The 17,786-nt window shown below is 42.8% G+C and carries 11 protein-coding genes; all 11 read left to right on the top strand.

What is annotated here, in order from left to right; translation table 11 throughout:
- The first annotated feature begins 4 nt into the window (after positions 1-4).
- The 11 genes from DWX23_RS15930 to DWX23_RS15880 all read left to right on the top strand — a co-directional run bounded on the left by DWX23_RS15930 (position 5) and on the right by DWX23_RS15880 (position 17,774).
- A complete protein-coding gene (locus DWX23_RS15930; protein WP_122375189.1) occupies positions 5-1,927 on the top strand; it encodes a RagB/SusD family nutrient uptake outer membrane protein in 1,923 nt (640 codons plus the stop codon).
- A 29-nt stretch (positions 1,928-1,956) separates the two neighbouring features.
- Positions 1,957-3,150 carry a DUF5000 domain-containing lipoprotein gene (locus DWX23_RS15925; RefSeq protein WP_122375188.1) on the top strand — a complete coding sequence of 398 codons (1,194 nt, stop codon included), beginning with the start codon at positions 1,957-1,959 and terminating at the stop codon, positions 3,148-3,150.
- A 22-nt stretch (positions 3,151-3,172) separates the two neighbouring features.
- On the top strand, positions 3,173-4,336 hold the full coding sequence (locus tag DWX23_RS15920) for a DUF4998 domain-containing protein (protein WP_122355130.1): 1,164 nt from the start codon (positions 3,173-3,175) through the stop codon (positions 4,334-4,336).
- Positions 4,337-4,458: 122 nt separating this feature from the next.
- Positions 4,459-5,688 carry a 3-phosphoshikimate 1-carboxyvinyltransferase gene (locus DWX23_RS15915; protein WP_122375187.1) on the top strand — a complete coding sequence of 410 codons (1,230 nt, stop codon included), beginning with the start codon at positions 4,459-4,461 and terminating at the stop codon, positions 5,686-5,688.
- A 63-nt stretch (positions 5,689-5,751) separates the two neighbouring features.
- Positions 5,752-6,171: a phospholipase gene (locus tag DWX23_RS15910; RefSeq protein WP_122355126.1), complete on the top strand. Its 420-nt coding sequence runs from the start codon at positions 5,752-5,754 to the stop codon at positions 6,169-6,171.
- Positions 6,172-6,340: 169 nt separating this feature from the next.
- Positions 6,341-7,147: a metal ABC transporter permease gene (locus DWX23_RS15905; RefSeq protein WP_122355202.1), complete on the top strand. Its 807-nt coding sequence runs from the start codon at positions 6,341-6,343 to the stop codon at positions 7,145-7,147.
- A gap of 47 nt (positions 7,148-7,194) precedes the next feature.
- Positions 7,195-10,824: a tetratricopeptide repeat protein gene (locus DWX23_RS15900; protein WP_122375186.1), complete on the top strand. Its 3,630-nt coding sequence runs from the start codon at positions 7,195-7,197 to the stop codon at positions 10,822-10,824.
- Positions 10,825-10,906: 82 nt separating this feature from the next.
- Positions 10,907-11,521, top strand: a complete 615-nt coding sequence (locus DWX23_RS15895) for an RNA polymerase sigma factor (RefSeq protein ID WP_122355094.1) — start codon at positions 10,907-10,909, stop codon at positions 11,519-11,521.
- Positions 11,522-11,573: 52 nt separating this feature from the next.
- Entirely contained in the window at positions 11,574-12,542 is a 969-nt protein-coding gene (locus DWX23_RS15890) for a FecR family protein (RefSeq protein ID WP_158607084.1), read from the top strand.
- 249 nt (positions 12,543-12,791) lie between these two features.
- Entirely contained in the window at positions 12,792-16,253 is a 3,462-nt protein-coding gene (locus DWX23_RS15885) for a TonB-dependent receptor (protein WP_233587634.1), read from the top strand.
- A 30-nt stretch (positions 16,254-16,283) separates the two neighbouring features.
- Positions 16,284-17,774 (top strand): RagB/SusD family nutrient uptake outer membrane protein, encoded by a 1,491-nt coding sequence (locus DWX23_RS15880; protein ID WP_122375184.1) that lies wholly within the window; start codon positions 16,284-16,286, stop codon positions 17,772-17,774.
- The last annotated feature ends 12 nt before the right edge of the window (positions 17,775-17,786 follow it).

The following is a 17,786-nucleotide window of genomic DNA, read 5'->3' as shown; positions in this document are numbered from 1 at the left end:
AAATATGAAAATAATTAATGCATTATTGCTCTTTATAAGCTTAACCACATTAAGTTCATGCAGTGATTATCTGGATGTGGTTCCTGATAATATTCCTACAATTGACCATGCGTTCAATAATCGGGTTAACGCGGAAAAATATTTGTTTACTTGTTATTCTTACTTGCCTAATCCGGTTGATCCTAATGCAAATGAAGCATTATTGGGAGGATATGAAAGTTGGATCGCTCCGGAAGGATGGTGGTATTTTGATAATAGTAATAATCTATATGCCTGGAAATTAGCAAGAGACGGTCAGAATTCGAACGATCCTCTATTAAACTCCTGGGATGGGGGAAATGGTGCCGGTAATTTGTTTATTGCTATACGTGATTGTAATATTTTCCTTGAAAATATAGACAAACCGGTCGATCTGGAAGAATATGAGAAAGTCAGATGGGTATCTGAAGTCAAATTCTTAAAAGCTTATTATCATTTTTATTTATTGAGAAAGTATGGACCGATTCCAATCGTGGATGAAAATCTACCTGTTTCTTCTACCCCGGAAGAGGTACGCGTATATCGTGAACCTGTAGACGATGTTGTCAAATACATAGCAGATTTGTTAGATGAATGTTTGGAAGATCTTCCCGATGATATCCAAAATCAGACACAGGAAATGGGACGAATTACCAAATCTGCCGCATTGGCGTTAAAAGCCAAAGCCTTGATTTTATGTGCCAGTCCCATTTTTAATGGCAACCCTTTCTATACGAATATAAAAGATAATAAAGGACGTAGCCTATTTTCAACATCTTATGATCCTGCAAAGTGGACTGTAGCTGCCGAAGCAATAAAGCAAGCGATCGATTTTGCAGAAAGCCATGGTGCAGGCCTTTATTATTATCAAGGATTTGATCCGATTAGTGACTCTACTCGTATAAAATTAAATGTACGCGGTGCTGTTACGGAAAGATGGAATAAGGAAATTCTATGGGGTTCCACAAAGAATGATAATTTTCTGCAACAAGTAGCTGCCGTAAGGTTACAAAATGCCCCGGCTTCTGCCCCTGTTATTTCTATGATGTCGCCGACTATCCAGGTTGCTGAGCGTTTTTATAGTAACCATGGTGTACCTATTGAGGAAGATAAAACATGGGACTATGCCAACCGTTATAAAACAGGTATTGTATCGCAAGAGGAACGTTATTATCTGAAAGAAGGTTATGAAACTGCTAATCTTCATATGAAACGTGAACCGAGGTTTTATGCATCGTTAAGTTTCGATGGTTGTATCATTTATGGTAATGGTGTTGTTGGTGATCAGGACTATTCGAAACTGAATTATGCCCAGATGAAAAAAGGACAGACTGGTGGTATGACAGCTGCTGAGAAATATTCGGCTTCCGGCTATCTTCCCAAGAAACTGGTGGGAGTGGAGAGTGTTATTAATGGGAGTAACTGGACTTCCAAACGTTATTCTTTTCCGGTAATCCGTTTGGCCGATCTTTACCTGATGTATGCTGAAGCATTGAATGAGTCGAAAAGCACTCCCGATAACGACGTTTATTTTTGGATTGACGAAGTAAGGAAACGTGCCGGACTGGAAGGGGTGAAAGAAAGTTGGACTAAGTATTCAACCAATTCATCTAAAGTGAATACAAAAGAAGGCATGCGTGAGATTATACATCGTGAACGCATGATCGAACTTTCTTTTGAGGGCGAACCTTATTGGGATCTGCTACGTTGGAAAGAAGCGGAAAGTGAATTTAAGAAGCCGATTACAGGATGGAATGTGAAAGGTGAAAATACGACTGAATACTATGAAGTGAAAGTTCTGACTCAACCTCAATTCAGTATTAAGAATTATCTTTTCCCGATCAAACAAAACTCGCTGGATGTCAATCCTAATCTTATCCAGAATTTTGGCTGGGGAACTTCGAATTAATTTGATCACTAAATTTAAAAGATTCAAGAATGAAACGTTTATTATATATTGTTACTACCTTCTTGTTGGTCGTTTTGTTTAACGGCTGTAAGGAAGAGTTTGTGGGACAGCCTGCCACTGATAACGTTGCTCCCGGGTCGATCAGGAATCCTAGGGTGGAGAACTTGCCTGGCGGAGCTGAAATAACTTATGATTTACCGCAAGACGATGATCTACTGTGTGTAAAAGCTTATTATACAATTAATGGAGTGGAAAAAAATACAACTTCGTCTATGTATACTAATTCATTAGTGGTAGAAGGGTTTGGTTCGACAGATCCACAAACAATTAAATTATGCTGTGTAGACCGCAGTAACAATCAATCCGACCCGGTAGAAGTCACTATTAATCCGACAACACCTCCGGTTGAGTTGGTTTTTCAGTCAATGACTATGGAAAAAGGATTTGGCGGCGTACAGTTGAAATGGAAAAATGAAAATAAATCGGATTTGACGATTTATGTGCTTGCAGCTGATTCTGTCGGCGATCTGAATGTGGCGGATGTTGTTTATACCAGTGCGACTGAAGGTAAATATTCTTTGCACGGATTTGATGATTCCAAGCGTGAATATGCAACTGTGATCCGTGACCGTTGGGATAATTATTCAGATACATTGAAAGGTTTCTTTACTCCTTATTTTGAAATGAAACTGGATAAGTCGAAGTTTAACCGCCAGATTCTGATGGGTGATAATGAGACAAACCTCGGTGGTTGGGAATTCAACAAAATGTTTGACGACATTGTCGGTGACCAGGGATTCCATACCAGTTCAGGTAAAACACCCATGTATTTTACTATTGATTTGGGAGTGACTGCCAAATTAAGCCGTTATACATTATGGCCTAGAATCGGTTATGAATTTAAGCATCATAATTTGAAAAGATGGAAGATTTATGGTACCACAAGTTTAAAGCTTGATAACCATGAAAACAGTTATTGGGTACAGGGAGGATTTAAAAATGATTGGAATTATATGATGGATTGTTATAGTTTCAAACCTTCGGGTGAAGACGGCCCTATAACTAATGAAGATGTAGAATATGCAACACAAGGATTTGAATTTGAATTCCCCTTGGATTCTCCCCCTATCCGCTATATCCGGTTCGAAGTAGAGTCGACCTGGAGTGGAGGTGATATGATGCACATTTCGGAAATTTCTTTCTGGGGTGAAATAAAAGAATGAACTATCCAATTAAATAAGAATTATGAATAGAAATATTATTTTATACTGCTTTTCATTTTTATTCCTGCTTGCCTGCGATGGAATGAATGATAATATTAAGGAATATTTGGATCGGGGAGAAATAAATTATATCGGGCGAGCGGATTCCGCTACTGCTATGGGAGGAATCAATCGGATCAAATTTATGTGGAAAATAAATACGGATCCGCGTATTACTTCAGGTAAAATTTATTGGAATGATAAACAAGATTCGATTAGTTTCCCAATTGACAGAGGTTTAATAGATAAAGACGGTTATTTCACTCATATTTTGGATGATATGCCGGAAGGTACGTTTATTTTTAATTTGTATCATGTCGGGATGGATAATAGTTTATCTATAGGATATGAAATACCAGGTACTATTTACGGGGATATTTATAAATCGACTTTAAGTCCCAGAAAAATTAAGAGAGTGGAAGCATTGGCGGATAAAGTCAATTTGTATTGGGGTGATGCCGGAAGTTCTTCGGGTATTTTATTTACTTATACGAATAAAACCGGGGAGAAGAAAACAATTGATATTCCGGCTTCGGAGACTGTGACTGTGATTGACGATTATGTATTAGGGGGTGAGTACTATTACAAAACAATGTTTTTACCTGAAAAAGATGCATTGGATCAGTTTGAACTGGATTCTCCTGTCGATAAGTTTCCGACCTATTATGTCGGAGATGGTTCTTTGGATGATAATTTCCCTGAATATCCGAAATTGGACAGAACAGTTTGGAAAATAATTGATTTTTCTTCGGAAGAACCGACAGGTGAAGGAGCCAATGGTCGTGCAGCTTTGATTATAGATAATGATCCTTCAACGTTTTGGCATAGTGAATGGGAGGCTACTACGGCTCAGTTACCGCATTATATTTCGATTGATATGAATACGGTAAAAAACGTAAAATGTGTAACTATCGCTAAAAGGCAGAGTAATACGGATTTGAAGACCGCTCATATTGAAATCAGTACGGATAACCATAGTTGGGAAATTGTCGGAAAAGTGGAATTTGAAAAAACGGAAAATCCGAATGCCAGGACGATTGTATTGGGAGAAACGAAGAAGGCCCGATACATGAAGTTAGTCATTACGGAAAGTCATCGTTCTCCGTCTGCTTCTATATCAGAGGTATATGTGTTAGGAACAGAGTGATGTAAAAAGCGAAGGAGATGCCGTTAAGGTATCTCCTTGTTTGTATTATAAAAGAAAAGGTCACCTAACTATCCGGAAATTTCCGTACTTTTGTCTTCTAATTTAAAGAACAGACAAAAGCAATGAAATATCTCATAAAAAGCCCGGAAGGAGCTATCCGGGCTTCCGTACAACTTCCTGCTTCCAAAAGCATCAGTAACCGTGCATTGATATTGAATGCCCTGAGTTATAGTCCTTATGATATACAGAACCTTTCCGACTGTGATGATACGGAGGTGATGGTTAGGGCGCTGAACTCCGATAGTCGTGATTTCGATATAAAGGCTGCCGGGACCGCCATGCGCTTCCTTACTGCTTTCCTTTCTAAAATAGTGGGTGAATGGACGATCACAGGAACGGAGCGGATGAAAAACCGCCCGATCAAACTGCTGGTCGATGCACTCAACTCATTAGGTGCCCGCATTGAATATATCGAGAAGGAAGGTTATCCACCTTTGCGTATTTTCGGAAGCGCTTTGCAGGGAGGTGAGATATCGTTGGCAGGAGGCGTCAGTTCGCAGTATATTTCGGCTCTGTTGATGGTTGCACCTCTGATGGAGAATGGATTGATATTAAATCTGGAAGGAAATATTATCTCCCGCCCTTATATCGATCTGACGTTACAATTGATGGAACAGTTCGGGGTGAAAGCAACCTGGAACGGACAGACTATCAGGATACTTCCCCAGGAATATAAACCGATCCGTTTTACCGTGGAGTCGGATTGGAGTGCCGCCTCTTACTGGTATTCCATTATGGCTTTGTCGAAAAATGCCGAAATAGAGCTACTCGGTCTTTTCAAAAACAGCTTGCAGGGCGATGCCGCCGGTGCGAAACTGTTTTCCCAACTGGGTGTCGGAACGGTCTTCACAGATCGGGGTGTCCGGTTGAAACATACCGGTAATGTGACAAAGAAGCTACTCTATAATTTCGTCAATGAACCGGATTTGGCTCAAACCTTTGTTGTCTGTTGCGTGTTACTAAATATCCCCTTCCGTTTCACCGGACTTCAGAGTCTGAAGATAAAAGAAACCGACCGTATCGAAGCACTGAAAACAGAACTTCGCAAACTGGGTTATCTGCTAACCGACAGTAATGACAGTATCCTGGAGTGGAACGGGGAACGGTGCGAACCGGAAACGGACCCGGTTATTGCGACCTATGAAGACCACCGTATGGCAATGGCATTTGCCCCGGCTGCACTGATTTTGCCGCAGGGATTAAAAATAGCCGAGCCGGAAGTGGTGACGAAGAGTTATCCTGCTTATTGGGAGGACTTAAAGCAGGCAGGGTTTGATATAACTGAAATTTAATAATATAACAGACAGTCCAGGCATTTGTAATTATCAACTGTCAACTGTCAACTGTCAACTAATATGTGGTATATTATCATTGGTGTTATCGTGCTGGGCGTTATTGCAGCCATAGCCGGTTATTTCAGGAATAAAAAATTACAGCAGATGCTGGAACGCGGGGAGATCAGCGAGATACCTGAAGCGCGTGAAATACCCGAAGAATGTTGCGGCCAGCATGAGACCTGTGAGCGTGACAGTCTGTTGGCTGCCGTCAGCAAAGAGATCGAATATTACGATGACGAGGAACTGGATCGTTTCCGGGGACTGGAGGGAGATGAGTATGAAGAGGATGCCGTCGATGAATTCCGCGAGGTGCTTTATACCCTGCAGTCGGAAGAGGTGGCCGGATGGCTCCGTAGCCTGCAGCTTCGTGGCGTGAACCTGCCGGATGCACTGAAGGATGAAGCATTCCTTATTGTCGGTGAGAGAAGAATACATTAAACGGTAGAGAGCGTCGACAAGTGTTCGACATAAATATTGTTTCTCCCTAATGAAACACTTGTTTCTATACGGTGAAACAGTTGTTTCTTACTGGTGAAACTTTCTGCACCTCGTACTGGATATAAAGAAAAGATTGCACAAATAAGACGAACCATCATACGGAATGAATATGGATCTATTACAATATACTTTTTTTCAACATGCCTTGCTGGGCAGCTTGCTAACTGCCATCACTTGCGGTATTGTTGGGACATACGTTGTCGCACGTCGGCTGGTATTTATTAGCGGCGGTATAACACATGCCTCTTTCGGTGGGCTGGGACTTGGTTTTTACCTGGGGACGAATCCCATCCTGATGGCGATGCTCTTTTCTGTCCTGTCCGCTTTCGGGGTGGAGTGGGCGAGCAAGACGCAGAACGTTCGGGAAGACTCGGCGATTGCCGGTGTCTGGGCGTTAGGTATGGCGTTGGGGGTTATTTTTATTTTCCTTACCCCCGGCTATTCGCCGAACCTCTCTGCTTATTTGTTCGGTAATATTCTGACGATCTCTATGACCGACATCATCTGGGTGGCTGCGTTAGCTGTTGTTCTGATCGCGGTCTTTTCCCTTTACCTGCGCGAAATTGTTTATGTCGCTTTCGACAGTGACTTTGCCAAGACGCAGCATATCCATGTCAAATGGATCGAGTATATGATGATGTTCTTCATTGCACTGACCATCGTACTCTCTATCCGCCTGGTCGGTATTATGTTATTAATGAGCTTGCTGACCTTACCGCAAATAACGGTTAATCTGTTTACCTCCGACTTTAAAAAGATCATCTGGGGAAGTATCGGTCTTGGTTTCCTGAGCTGTGTGACCGGTTTGGTCCTTTCCTATTTCCTGAACGTGCCTTCGGGGGCTTTCATAATTCTGGTGCTGGTAATGATCTTTTTGATCCTTAAAGCTGTATTATTCTTTACGAAAAGGCAATAAAACAGTCTCTTTCCAGTTTATTATATGATAAAGAGCGCACATTATACGTGAAGAAAGGTTTTTACTATATAATTTCATTGTTCGTGGTACTCTTGCTTTGGTCGTGCAGTACGAAGAAAAACACCAAGGCAAGCCGGTTCTACCATTCTTTTACATCCCGTTACAACATCTATTTTAACGGAAAGACTTCTTTTGATGAAGCCTTGAACTCCATGCAGACCGGGTATAAGGAAAGCTATTCCGAAATGATCCACATGTATCCGATCAGTGCGCAACCTAAAGACAAGAAAGAGACCGGCGGCCCTTTCGACCGTGCTATCGAGAAAGGCAATAAAGCCATCAAACTCCACTCGATCAAAGCGAAACCGGCCAAAAAACCGGGTTGGCGTAACGATCCCAAACAACGCGCTTTCCAGGAAAAAGAAGAATACAATCCTTTCCTGAAGAAATGCTGGTTGCTGATCGGACAGGGGCAATTCTATAATGCCGACTTCCTACAGGCATCTGCAACCTTCTCCTATATTGCCCGCCATTATGCACAAGACGAAGAAGTAGTGGCCGAGGCCCGTTTGTGGCAGGCTCGCTGTTATTCGGAGATGGACTGGTTCTATGAGTCCGAAGATATTTTGGGAAAATTGAATACCAACGGGATTCCCCGGAAAAATCTGAATCAGTATGCCGCAGTTTATGCCGATTATCTGGTAAAAAGTAAACAGTACGATGAGGCCGTCCCCTATTTTAAGACAGCCATCAAAGCAGAAAAGAATAAGCTCCAGCGCACCCGCATGAAATATCTGTTAGGGCAAATTTATGCTGCACAGGATCAGGACGGACTGGCTTATAAAATGTTTAACGAAGTAGCTAAAGCCAGCCCTCCTTACGAACTGGAATTTGCCGCCCGTATCCGTCAGACGGAAGTCTTTTCAGGTGCTAACTATCAGAAAGTTGTCAAGATGCTCCACCGGATGGCGAAGAGCGATAAGAATAAAGACTATCTGGATCAGGTGTATTACGCGTTGGGAAATGTCTATCTGAACAGGGAAGATACGGCGAATGCGATAAAGAATTATGAACTGGGCGTTGAGAAAAGTACTCAGAACGGACTGGAAAAAGCGATTTGCCAGATTAAACTGGGGGATCTTTATTTTACCATGCGCGATTATATAAAGGCCCAACCTTGTTTCAGCGGGGCTTTGTCGGGTATCCAGAAAGAATATAAAGACTTTAAACGTGTTTCGAAACTGTCTGCAGTTCTTGATGAATTGGTTGTACATGTAGAAGCCGTTCATCTGCAGGATAGTTTGCAGACATTGGCAAAGATGCCGGAAACAGAACGGTTGGCAGCCATCGATAAAATCATCGAGCAGGTTAAAAAGGAGGAAGAAGAAGCGAAGGCTTTAGCAGAAAAGGAGGCTTACCTGGCTGATCAGGCAGCCAAAGGAACCGGTATAAACCGCCCGGGTACGGAAACAGGAGGAATTGTTCTTCCGACTTCATCGGGCGGTGCAGCTTTCTATTTCTATAATCCGTCGACGGTATCGCAGGGGAAGGCTCAGTTCCAACGTAAATGGGGACGCCGTACGCTGGAAGATAACTGGCGCCGACGTAAAAAAGAAATGTCGACGTTTGACGAAGAGCCTTTGGATGAGACGGAAATGGCCGAGGGTGAAGCCGGTGTTGTCGGACCGGACGGACAACCTTTGCCTGCCGATTCTCTGGAAGCCGGTTTGCCGGAAGTCGCTTCCGATGACCCGAAATCACGCGAATATTATTTGCAGCAATTACCTTTTACCCAGGAAGAAGTGGATGCTTCGAATATAATTATCGAAGACGGTTTATATAACATGGCTATGATCTATAAAGATAAACTGGAAGATCTGCCTTTGTCGATCGAAGCATTTGAAGAGTTGGAACGCCGTTTCCCGGATAATTCGCATCGTCTGGAAAGTTATTATCAGGTTTATCTGATGGCTCTTCGTACAGGTAATACGGCTTTGGCTGCCGAGTATAAGGCAAAAATGATCAATGCCTTCCCGAATGAAGATTATACGATTGCCATTTCCGATCCGAATTATGAATATAATATACGTATGATGGATTCCGTCCAGGATTCTATCTATCAGGCGACTTATAATAGTTATCTGGCGAGCGACACCGTTAGTGTACGCCGGAATTTCCGCAATGTCAGTGCCAAATATCCGCTGGCAACCCTGATGCCTAAGTTCATGTTCCTGGATGCGTTGACTTACGTGCAGGCTGGTGATGCCGAAGGTTTCAAGGCTGCACTGAAGGCGTTGGTAGAGAAATATCCTACAGCCGATGTGACGGAGCTGGCCGGTGAAATGTTGAAAGGAATCCTTCGTGGCCGTACTTTGATGCAGGGCAGTATAACAGGTATGACCTGGAACCTGCGGTTTGGCCTGGGTGAAGACGGATCGTTGTCTGCCGCAGACTCGGCCCGTACATTTACTGCCGAAGCAAATACTCCGTACCGTATGATCCTGATGTATCCGACCGGAAGTGTGGATAAGAACCAGCTGTTGTTTGCGGTGGCTGCCTATAACTTTGCCAACTTTATGGTGAAGGAGTTCGATCTCGCCTTTGAAGAAGCAGGTCCGATGTCTATGTTGAATATTAGTGGATTCACCGGTATTGAGGAGATCCTGCAATATTATAAGATGATTTACGGTAAAGATGGTTATGCCCAGGCTTTGGATAGGAATGTGGCTATCCTTCCGATCTCTGAAGATAACTACGAAACGTTGATGCGTGGGAAGACCTTGGAAGAATATATCAGCTTCTTTGAAGAAAACTTCGGAGAGAAAGCACCGGAACTGGCTACACGCTGGAAGAATCGTATGCTGGTAGAAGAAGAAAAGCAAAAGGAAGCAGAGGCTGAAGCTGCTGAAACCGGTATGGAATCTCCGGATGAAGAGCAACCGGAAGCAATAGAACAACCGGAAGGTGAAGCCCCGTCGAAAGAAATTAAATCGGTACGTAAGAAAGAAACGCCGGTAGAAGAAACAGAAAAGGCCGCAGAACAACCTGCTGCAAAAGATTCTATTCCGGAAACCGCTGTTCCGGATACGGTAGTCAGCGTTCCTGTTCCGGAAATTAAAGCTCCGGCAGATACGGTTTCCGTACAGCCTTCGGTTCCTGATACGACGATAATATCCGCTTCTCAGGATACTGTCCCTGCTGTTCAGGCTCCGGAAGAACGAAAAGAACTTACATTGAAAGAGATAGAAGCTATCCGCAAACGTGAAGCCGAGGAAGAGGCTGCCCGTAAGGAAGAAGCCCGCAAGGAATTCGAAGCACAGCAGAAAGCCGAAAAAGAACTGCAGGAGCAGAAAGCGAAAGAACGTGCCGAACTGTTGAAGAAACAGGAAGAAGAAGAAAAAGCTCTTCTGAAAGCGAAAGTCGATCGTGAAAAACAGCTCGAACAGGAACGTAAGGATAAACTGAAACAGGCAGAGGCCGACCGTAAAGCAAAGATGAAAGCTCGCGAAGAACTGCGTAAACAGAAAGAACGCGAGTATAAAGAAAGGCTTAAACAAAAGGAAAAAGAACGTAAGCAGAAAGAAAAAGCATATAAGGAAACACTGAAAGCAAAAGAGAAAGCCCGCCGTGAGGCCCGGAAAGCAAAGGAGGCGGCAGCGGCAGCACGCAAGAGATGATGATAAAAGTATCTCACTCTGTTTTTGATTTTGTGTATCTTTTAGAAAAGAATATATTTGTAGTCAAAACAGGTGTGACTCAATGGCAAATGTTGTATCATTGGTAGAAAGGTTAAAGAGAGGAGATCGTGCTGCATTTAATGAAATATATGAATTGCATTATCTTTCTGTGCGCTTTTATGCCGACCTGATGCTGGATGCCGATGATGCGGAAGATGTTGTGCAGGATGTTTTTTTGAATCTTTGGTTGCATAGGGAAGGGTTGGACGATACACTTTCCATCCGGGGATATTTGCTCCGTTCCGTATATAATTCCGCGTTGAATATATTAAAGAAGAGGAAGCATGCGAATGATTATTACTCTTCCTGCGAAAAAGAGATAGAGGAGATGGGTTATGATTATTATGATCCGGACTCTTGCGACATCATTCGACGGCTTTACAATGAGGATTTGAGGGCCGATCTGCAGGCTGCGATCGAAAGCCTTCCTGTCCGTTGCCGCGAAGTCTTTGTGTTGAGCTATTTGCAGGATATGCCCAGTAAGGAGATAAGCCGTAAGCTGGGGATTTCTTTAAGTACAGTCGATAATCATATCTATTCGGCTTTAAAGCAATTGAGGGATAAGCTGGGAGGATATAAGGCAGGACTGACTCTCCTGTTTTTATTTTTGTCGAATGGTGGAAAAAATCTATTTTGAATAGGTATTTTGAGCTTCATCGTTGTATAATATATATAAACGGTATAACATGATGGATGAAACTATAGTTTACAGATATCTTTCGGGAACTGCCACAGAAGAAGAAAAGCTACAATTGTTGGATTGGCTGAAAACTTCTCCTGAGAATAAGGCTGCTTTTTTCGATCTCAAAGCTATTTGGCATGCAAAACATAGTATCTCCCCGGGTAATAGAACTTCGGACCAACTGAAAGATTCATTATCTGTCATTAATGAACGGATAGACCGTTTCGTTCCGATAAATAAAAAAACGGTTAATCATTTATGGAAACGCTGGGCGGTCGCTGCCGCTGTTATCCTGTTGGGTTTCATCTCGATCTCGATATTATATAAGGTGCCGAAAGTCACTCCGGATACCGATATTGTCTATGTCAACCAGTCTCCGGATTCTGTGAGAAAGGTTTTCCTGCCGGATGGGACGTTGGTCTGGTTAAACACCCACTCCAGTTTAACCTGTCCTTCGGAATTTACAGGCGATCAACGTCTGGTAGAATTGCAGGGAGAGGCCTTTTTTGAAGTCGTAAAAGATACTTTGCATCCGTTTGTCGTGAAAACCAAAGCAATGATGGTAAAGGTTGTCGGAACATCTTTTTGTATAACGACCTCACCTGACGGGGCAATAAGTAAAACCACGTTACAATCCGGTTCTGTACAACTGCTCCGTGCCGACGGGAAAAAACTGGTAACTTTGAAACCGGGTCAACAAGCAGTCTGTTCGGAGGAAACAGATAGAATCGAAGTCCGCCATGTCAATGTGGATGAATATATCTCCTGGCGCTTTGATTTGATAACTATGTCGGGCGTTAAAGTATTCTCTATAATTGAGAGCATAGAAAGCCTGTACGGTGTTAATATAAAAATGGATACCACAGCGATAAAAGACAATCGTTATAACTTCTCTTTCAGAAAACATAAAGGTGCTTCCGATGCACTTCGCCGTCTTTCTTATATGACGGGGATACCCGTAGATACTATTCGTTAAGTCTTTTTACCCTCTTCTCACCCTCTTGTATTGCATTATTTAAAAATTAAATCAAAAAAATACATTTTTGGCTAGGTAGTTTTATTTCATTAGTTGTAATTAATATATAAGGAAAAGGAACGAATTGATATTTATAAGTGTGATTGTATTTAGCTAATTGCTTTTCCGGTGCTTAAAAGTTTCATTCTGTGAATGGAGTTATCGTGGGAAGAGTTATGTGTGTTATGTTAATTTTTAAAATGGTAAAGTATGAAAAAGAGAGCTATTAGTCGATCTTCTGTAATGCATTGGTGTGTTGGGGCCTCTTTGTGTTGTTTAATGATCGCTCCTGTGCAGACAACTTTTGCTGCTGCAAATCTGAATCAGAAATTCAGCGTAGAGCTTTCATTGACGAATGCAACACTAAAGAATGTTGTTGAATCATTGAAAAAGCAAACCGACATTGTTTTTGCTTATGACCTCGCCCTGGAAGGTATGAAAGTGAATAATATTTCGGTAAAGGCCGAACAGGAAGAGATCGGGGCAATACTTGATATGGTTTTTAAAGGGACAGGTATTGCATATAGGATAGATGATCATATAGTGGTTTTGTATTCTTCTTCCAGTAAGAGAATAGCGCAGGTTGCCGATATCAAACAACAGGCAAGAAAGATCAGTGGTATCGTGAAGGATGCTTCGGGGGAACCTGTAATAGGTGCGAATGTTGTCGTGAAAGGCACGACTATCGGTATGATCACGGGAGTCGACGGTGATTTTGAACTGGAAGTTCCCAAAAATGCCGTGTTGCAGGTAAGTTATATCGGTTATATCCCGCAGGAAGTAGCCGTCGGAAGTAAAACATCATTGAATATTATCCTGAGTGAAGATACACAGAATCTGGATGAAATTGTAGTAGTGGCTTATGGTACCAGCAAGAAATCGGCTTTTACCGGTTCGGCAGCCAGTATCGATAACACGAAACTGCAGACCCCCAGTGCCTCTTTCGATAAATCTTTGCAGGGACAGGTGGCCGGTTTGCAGGTAATGTCTTCTTCCGGTCAGCCGGGATCGACATCTTCTTTCCGTATCCGTGGTTCCGGTTCTCTGAATGCATCGAACGAACCTTTGTACGTAGTGGACGGTGTGCCTATTTCTGCCAATACGAAATATAGCAAGCTGGCGGATGATAACGATAACTCATCCAGTATACTTGCCACGTTGAACTCACAGGATATCGAATCGATCACCGTATTGAAAGATGCAGCGGCAGCTTCTTTGTATGGTTCGCGTGCAGCTAACGGTGTTGTCCTGATCACGACAAAGAATGGAAAGTCAGGTAAAGCCTCTGTATCATTCAATGCGCAATTCGGCTTTTCATCCGTACCGAAGGCCTATGATATGATGAGTTCGGCCGAATTTTATCGTACTAAATGGCAATCCCATTATGATCAGAAACTGGCTGCCGGAATGAGTGCGGCAGATGCTGCTTCGTCGGCCAATACGTTTGCACAGGGAGCGATCACATTCAATCCATATAATGTAGATCAGCCGATCGATGCAAACGGGAATCTGGTTAGCGGTGCCCGTATTATCGTGGATACCGACTGGCAGGACGAGATTTTCAAGACTGCACTGACACAGGATTATAATGTGAACGTAACAGGTGGAAACGATAAAAGCAACTATTTCTTTTCTGCCGGTTATTACGATCAGGACGGTGTGACTCCTTCTGCTTCATATAAAAGATATTCCGGTAAAGGAAATATATCTTCACAGGTGACATCCTGGTTGAAAGCCGGCATGAACGTAACCTTCTCCCATTCTGTCCAGAATATGGAAGTAGGCGGCGGTGCAGGAGCAAGCCCTCTTTATAATGCATTGCTTTTCCCTAACGGGGTACCGGTTTATCTGACCGACCGCGATGGAAATCCGATCCTGGATGCTTCCGGTAATAAACAGTATAATTTTACCAATCCGACTTCTCTGGACTTTAACCCGATAGCTATTCCGCAGATGGATATGAACAGGAGTAAGAACTATCGTTTCCTGGCTTCGGCATTTTTGGATTTTCAATTATACAAAGGACTGAATTTCAAGACTGTGTTTTCTCCTGACTATATCCATTATTCAGAAGCTAAATACTGGAATAAAGAACATGGTAACGGACCTGCCTATAACGGACGTGCAGACCGTTATAATACGACAGATGTGATGTACACATCGACCAATACCTTGAATTATTCGATTCAGTTTGCAAAAGTTCATAATTTGAATGCGATGGTCGGTTTCGAGTATTGGCAAAGTGATTATGAGAGAGTAGAGGCAGGTGTTACCTCCTTCCCTTTGAACGGTATGCATGAATTGAGTTCCGGAGCTTCTGCTTTGAGCCCGCAATCCAAAACGACTAAAGAGACGTTGATCTCTTATCTGGGACGTATCGAATATACTTATAATGACCGATATAATTTCTCCGTCAGTTTGCGTAGTGACGGTTCTTCCGTCTTCGGACAGGATAATAAATGGGGAACATTCTGGAGTGCCGGTGCTTCCTGGAGAATAGAACAGGAGAACTTTATGAAAGATCTCACCTGGCTGGATCAGTTGAAGTTGCGTTTAAGTTATGGTACTTCCGGTAATAATCAGGGATTGGAACGTTACCAGTCTTTAGGCTTATGGGATACGGGTGCCGATTATATTTACGGAACTTCTTCCGGTACAGGACATACCCAGTTAGCCAACCCGCATCTGAGATGGGAAAAGCAGGCAATGTTCAATATGGGTGTCGATTTCCGTTTTATGAACCGTTTTTACGGATCGTTCGAATATTTCCACAAGAGTTCAAAGGATTTGCTTTATAAATATCCGCTTGCTGCTTCAAACGGTTTCGAATCGATCATGATGAATATGGCGAAAGTTTCCAATTATGGTGTGGAACTAACTTTGGGTGCTTATATTTTCAGAGATACGCCTGTCAAATGGAGCGTTGACCTGAACCTGTCTTCTATACGTGATGAGATTAAAGACCTGGTGGGAGACGATCAGATTATTTCAGACACGAAGAAAATCTGGTCGAAAGGATATAGCCAGTATGAATTCTATATGCCGACATGGGTGGGCGTCGATCCGGCTAATGGCGATCCGTTATGGGTGAAAGTCGATGCAAACGGTAACCGTGGTACAACCAATGTGTACAGTCAGGCCACTTATGAAAAACAAGGACGTGCCACTCCTGATTTTTATGGAGGTTTGAATACGAATCTTTCTTATAAAGGTTTCGATTTGTCTTTGTTGTTCGCTTATAGCTGGGGCGGTATGGTTTACGATGCACTGTATTCACAAATCATGCATGATGGAAATCAGGCAGGTGCGCAGATGCATAAAGATGAGTTGTCGGCCTGGACACCGACCAATACCATTACGAATGTGCCGAAATACGTCAACAACAATACAAATTCTTCTGACGGTGTTTCTACCCGTTATCTGTATGATGCGACAAACATTAAACTGAAGAATATCACATTGTCTTATACATTGCCTTCCAACCTGGGAACCGTATCGAATGTATTGAGAGGCGCAAGGGTTTTCGTTAGCGCGGATAATCTCTTCACCTGGTTTAAAGATGATTGGAAAGGATATTCCGATATCGATATTTTCGGAGTCGGCGGATATAATGCATTAACGGCCATTCCTGTTCCCAGAACATTTACGATGGGCTTTAATCTGAATTTCTAATTATAAATGAATAATTAAAAAGAATCGAATATGAAAATAAAATATATATTGCTCGGTATAGCTTTCCCGTTATTCTATTCCTGTTCAAATGATATGTTGGATCAGGAGCCTTCCACTTCCGTATCGGATGACGCGATCATGACAGACGTAGCCGCAGCAAAGACCGCATTAATGGGGGCTTATGCCCAACTGGGAGATTATCGGTATCATACGTTGGCTACTGTAACCTCTGACCTGATGGGAGAGGATTTGACAATGACCAGCGGCGCTTATGGTTTTTCTACCTATAACTGGCTTGTTTTCTCTTATCAATATGCACAAACACCGGTAGATGATCCCTGGTGGACCGGCTATTGCGCTTATATCTGGCGCTTTGCTTATAAATCGATCGATCAGGCCAATACGATTATCGCCAGTGCGGAAACATTAAAACCTGAAGGTACGGAGAAAGAGGATATGATTGCCCAGGCCTACGGTTTACGTGCTTATAACTTTTTGGTGTTGACCCAGTTGTTTGCTCGTGCCTATACGGATCAACCGGATTCGAAGGGAATCCTGTTACGTCTCGAACCGGGTTCCAGTGATGAAACACAAAACGTACCGCGTACAACGGTAAAAGAAGCCTATCAGCAAATCCTGTCGGACTTGACATATGCATACGAACATTGTACGGGAACGGATGCCCAGTATGTAAATCAGAAAGGTGTCGCTTTGTTGTTGGCCCGCACTTATCTGAATATGGGTGACTATACGAATGCTGAAAAATATGCAACCCTTGCTGCCGGTTCTTATACCGGTGAAAATCTGATGTCGCAAACGGAATATCGTGCCGGTTTTAAAGATCATAATAAAGAATGGTTATGGTTTTTCAATTTTACATCTAACACTTGTAACCTGTATGCTTCCATTCCTTCTTTCTATTGGTACTGTACGGATTTCCAGGGATATGAATATGGAGCGAAAATAGATCCGAAAGATGTAGAAAGTAAGGCGACCAATATGTTGAAAGGATATAGTACGGTACGTGCCAGTGCTTCTTTCCGTGATATGTTTGAAGATACCGACAGCCGTAAGTTATTCCCGGGGTATGTTTATGAAGAGGATGGCTATTTTATCAGTAAATTCGGACACCGTGCAAATATCGGAGATGCCGAATATCCTTTCTGCCGTATCGGAGAAGCCTATTTGATAAAGGCTGAAGCCGAGTTGCAGGCCGGTAATGCAGTAGAAGCCAAAAAGGTGCTTAATACTTTGCAGGAAATGCGCGGAGCCACTCCGACCGATGCGACTTTAGACGATATCTGGAAAGAAAGAAGAAAAGAATTATACGGCGAAGGGTTCGCTCTGAATGATATGAAACGTTTACACAAACCGTTGAAACGTACCGGTCCCGATCAATGGGCCGGCGTGAAGGAACTGCCGGCAAACAGCCCGCGCTTCATGTTGCCGATACCGAATACGGAAATGTTTTATAACAAGAAGCTGACAGCTGAAGATCAGAATGAATATTGGAGAAATTAGTAAACACACTTT

The organism is Parabacteroides sp. AF18-52 (genome assembly GCF_003479145.1).
In the GTDB taxonomy this organism is placed as follows: Bacteria; Bacteroidota; Bacteroidia; order Bacteroidales; family Tannerellaceae; genus Parabacteroides; species Parabacteroides faecis.
Note: the sequence above shows the minus strand (reverse complement) of the source record. Positions and strands in the feature narration are given on the sequence as shown.

What these genes read in the sequence shown, in the direction of transcription:
- DWX23_RS15930 (WP_122375189.1), top strand. Translation starts at nt 5, where the DNA reads ATGAAAATAATTAATGCATTATTGCTCTTTATAAGCTTAACCACATTA.
- DWX23_RS15925 (WP_122375188.1), top strand. Translation starts at nt 1,957, where the DNA reads ATGAAACGTTTATTATATATTGTTACTACCTTCTTGTTGGTCGTTTTG.
- DWX23_RS15920 (WP_122355130.1), top strand. Translation starts at nt 3,173, where the DNA reads ATGAATAGAAATATTATTTTATACTGCTTTTCATTTTTATTCCTGCTT.
- DWX23_RS15915 (WP_122375187.1), top strand. Translation starts at nt 4,459, where the DNA reads ATGAAATATCTCATAAAAAGCCCGGAAGGAGCTATCCGGGCTTCCGTA.
- DWX23_RS15910 (WP_122355126.1), top strand. Translation starts at nt 5,752, where the DNA reads ATGTGGTATATTATCATTGGTGTTATCGTGCTGGGCGTTATTGCAGCC.
- DWX23_RS15905 (WP_122355202.1), top strand. Translation starts at nt 6,341, where the DNA reads ATGGATCTATTACAATATACTTTTTTTCAACATGCCTTGCTGGGCAGC.
- DWX23_RS15895 (WP_122355094.1), top strand. Translation starts at nt 10,907, where the DNA reads ATGGCAAATGTTGTATCATTGGTAGAAAGGTTAAAGAGAGGAGATCGT.
- DWX23_RS15890 (WP_158607084.1), top strand. Translation starts at nt 11,574, where the DNA reads ATGGATGAAACTATAGTTTACAGATATCTTTCGGGAACTGCCACAGAA.
- DWX23_RS15885 (WP_233587634.1), top strand. Translation starts at nt 12,792, where the DNA reads ATGAAAAAGAGAGCTATTAGTCGATCTTCTGTAATGCATTGGTGTGTT.
- DWX23_RS15880 (WP_122375184.1), top strand. Translation starts at nt 16,284, where the DNA reads ATGAAAATAAAATATATATTGCTCGGTATAGCTTTCCCGTTATTCTAT.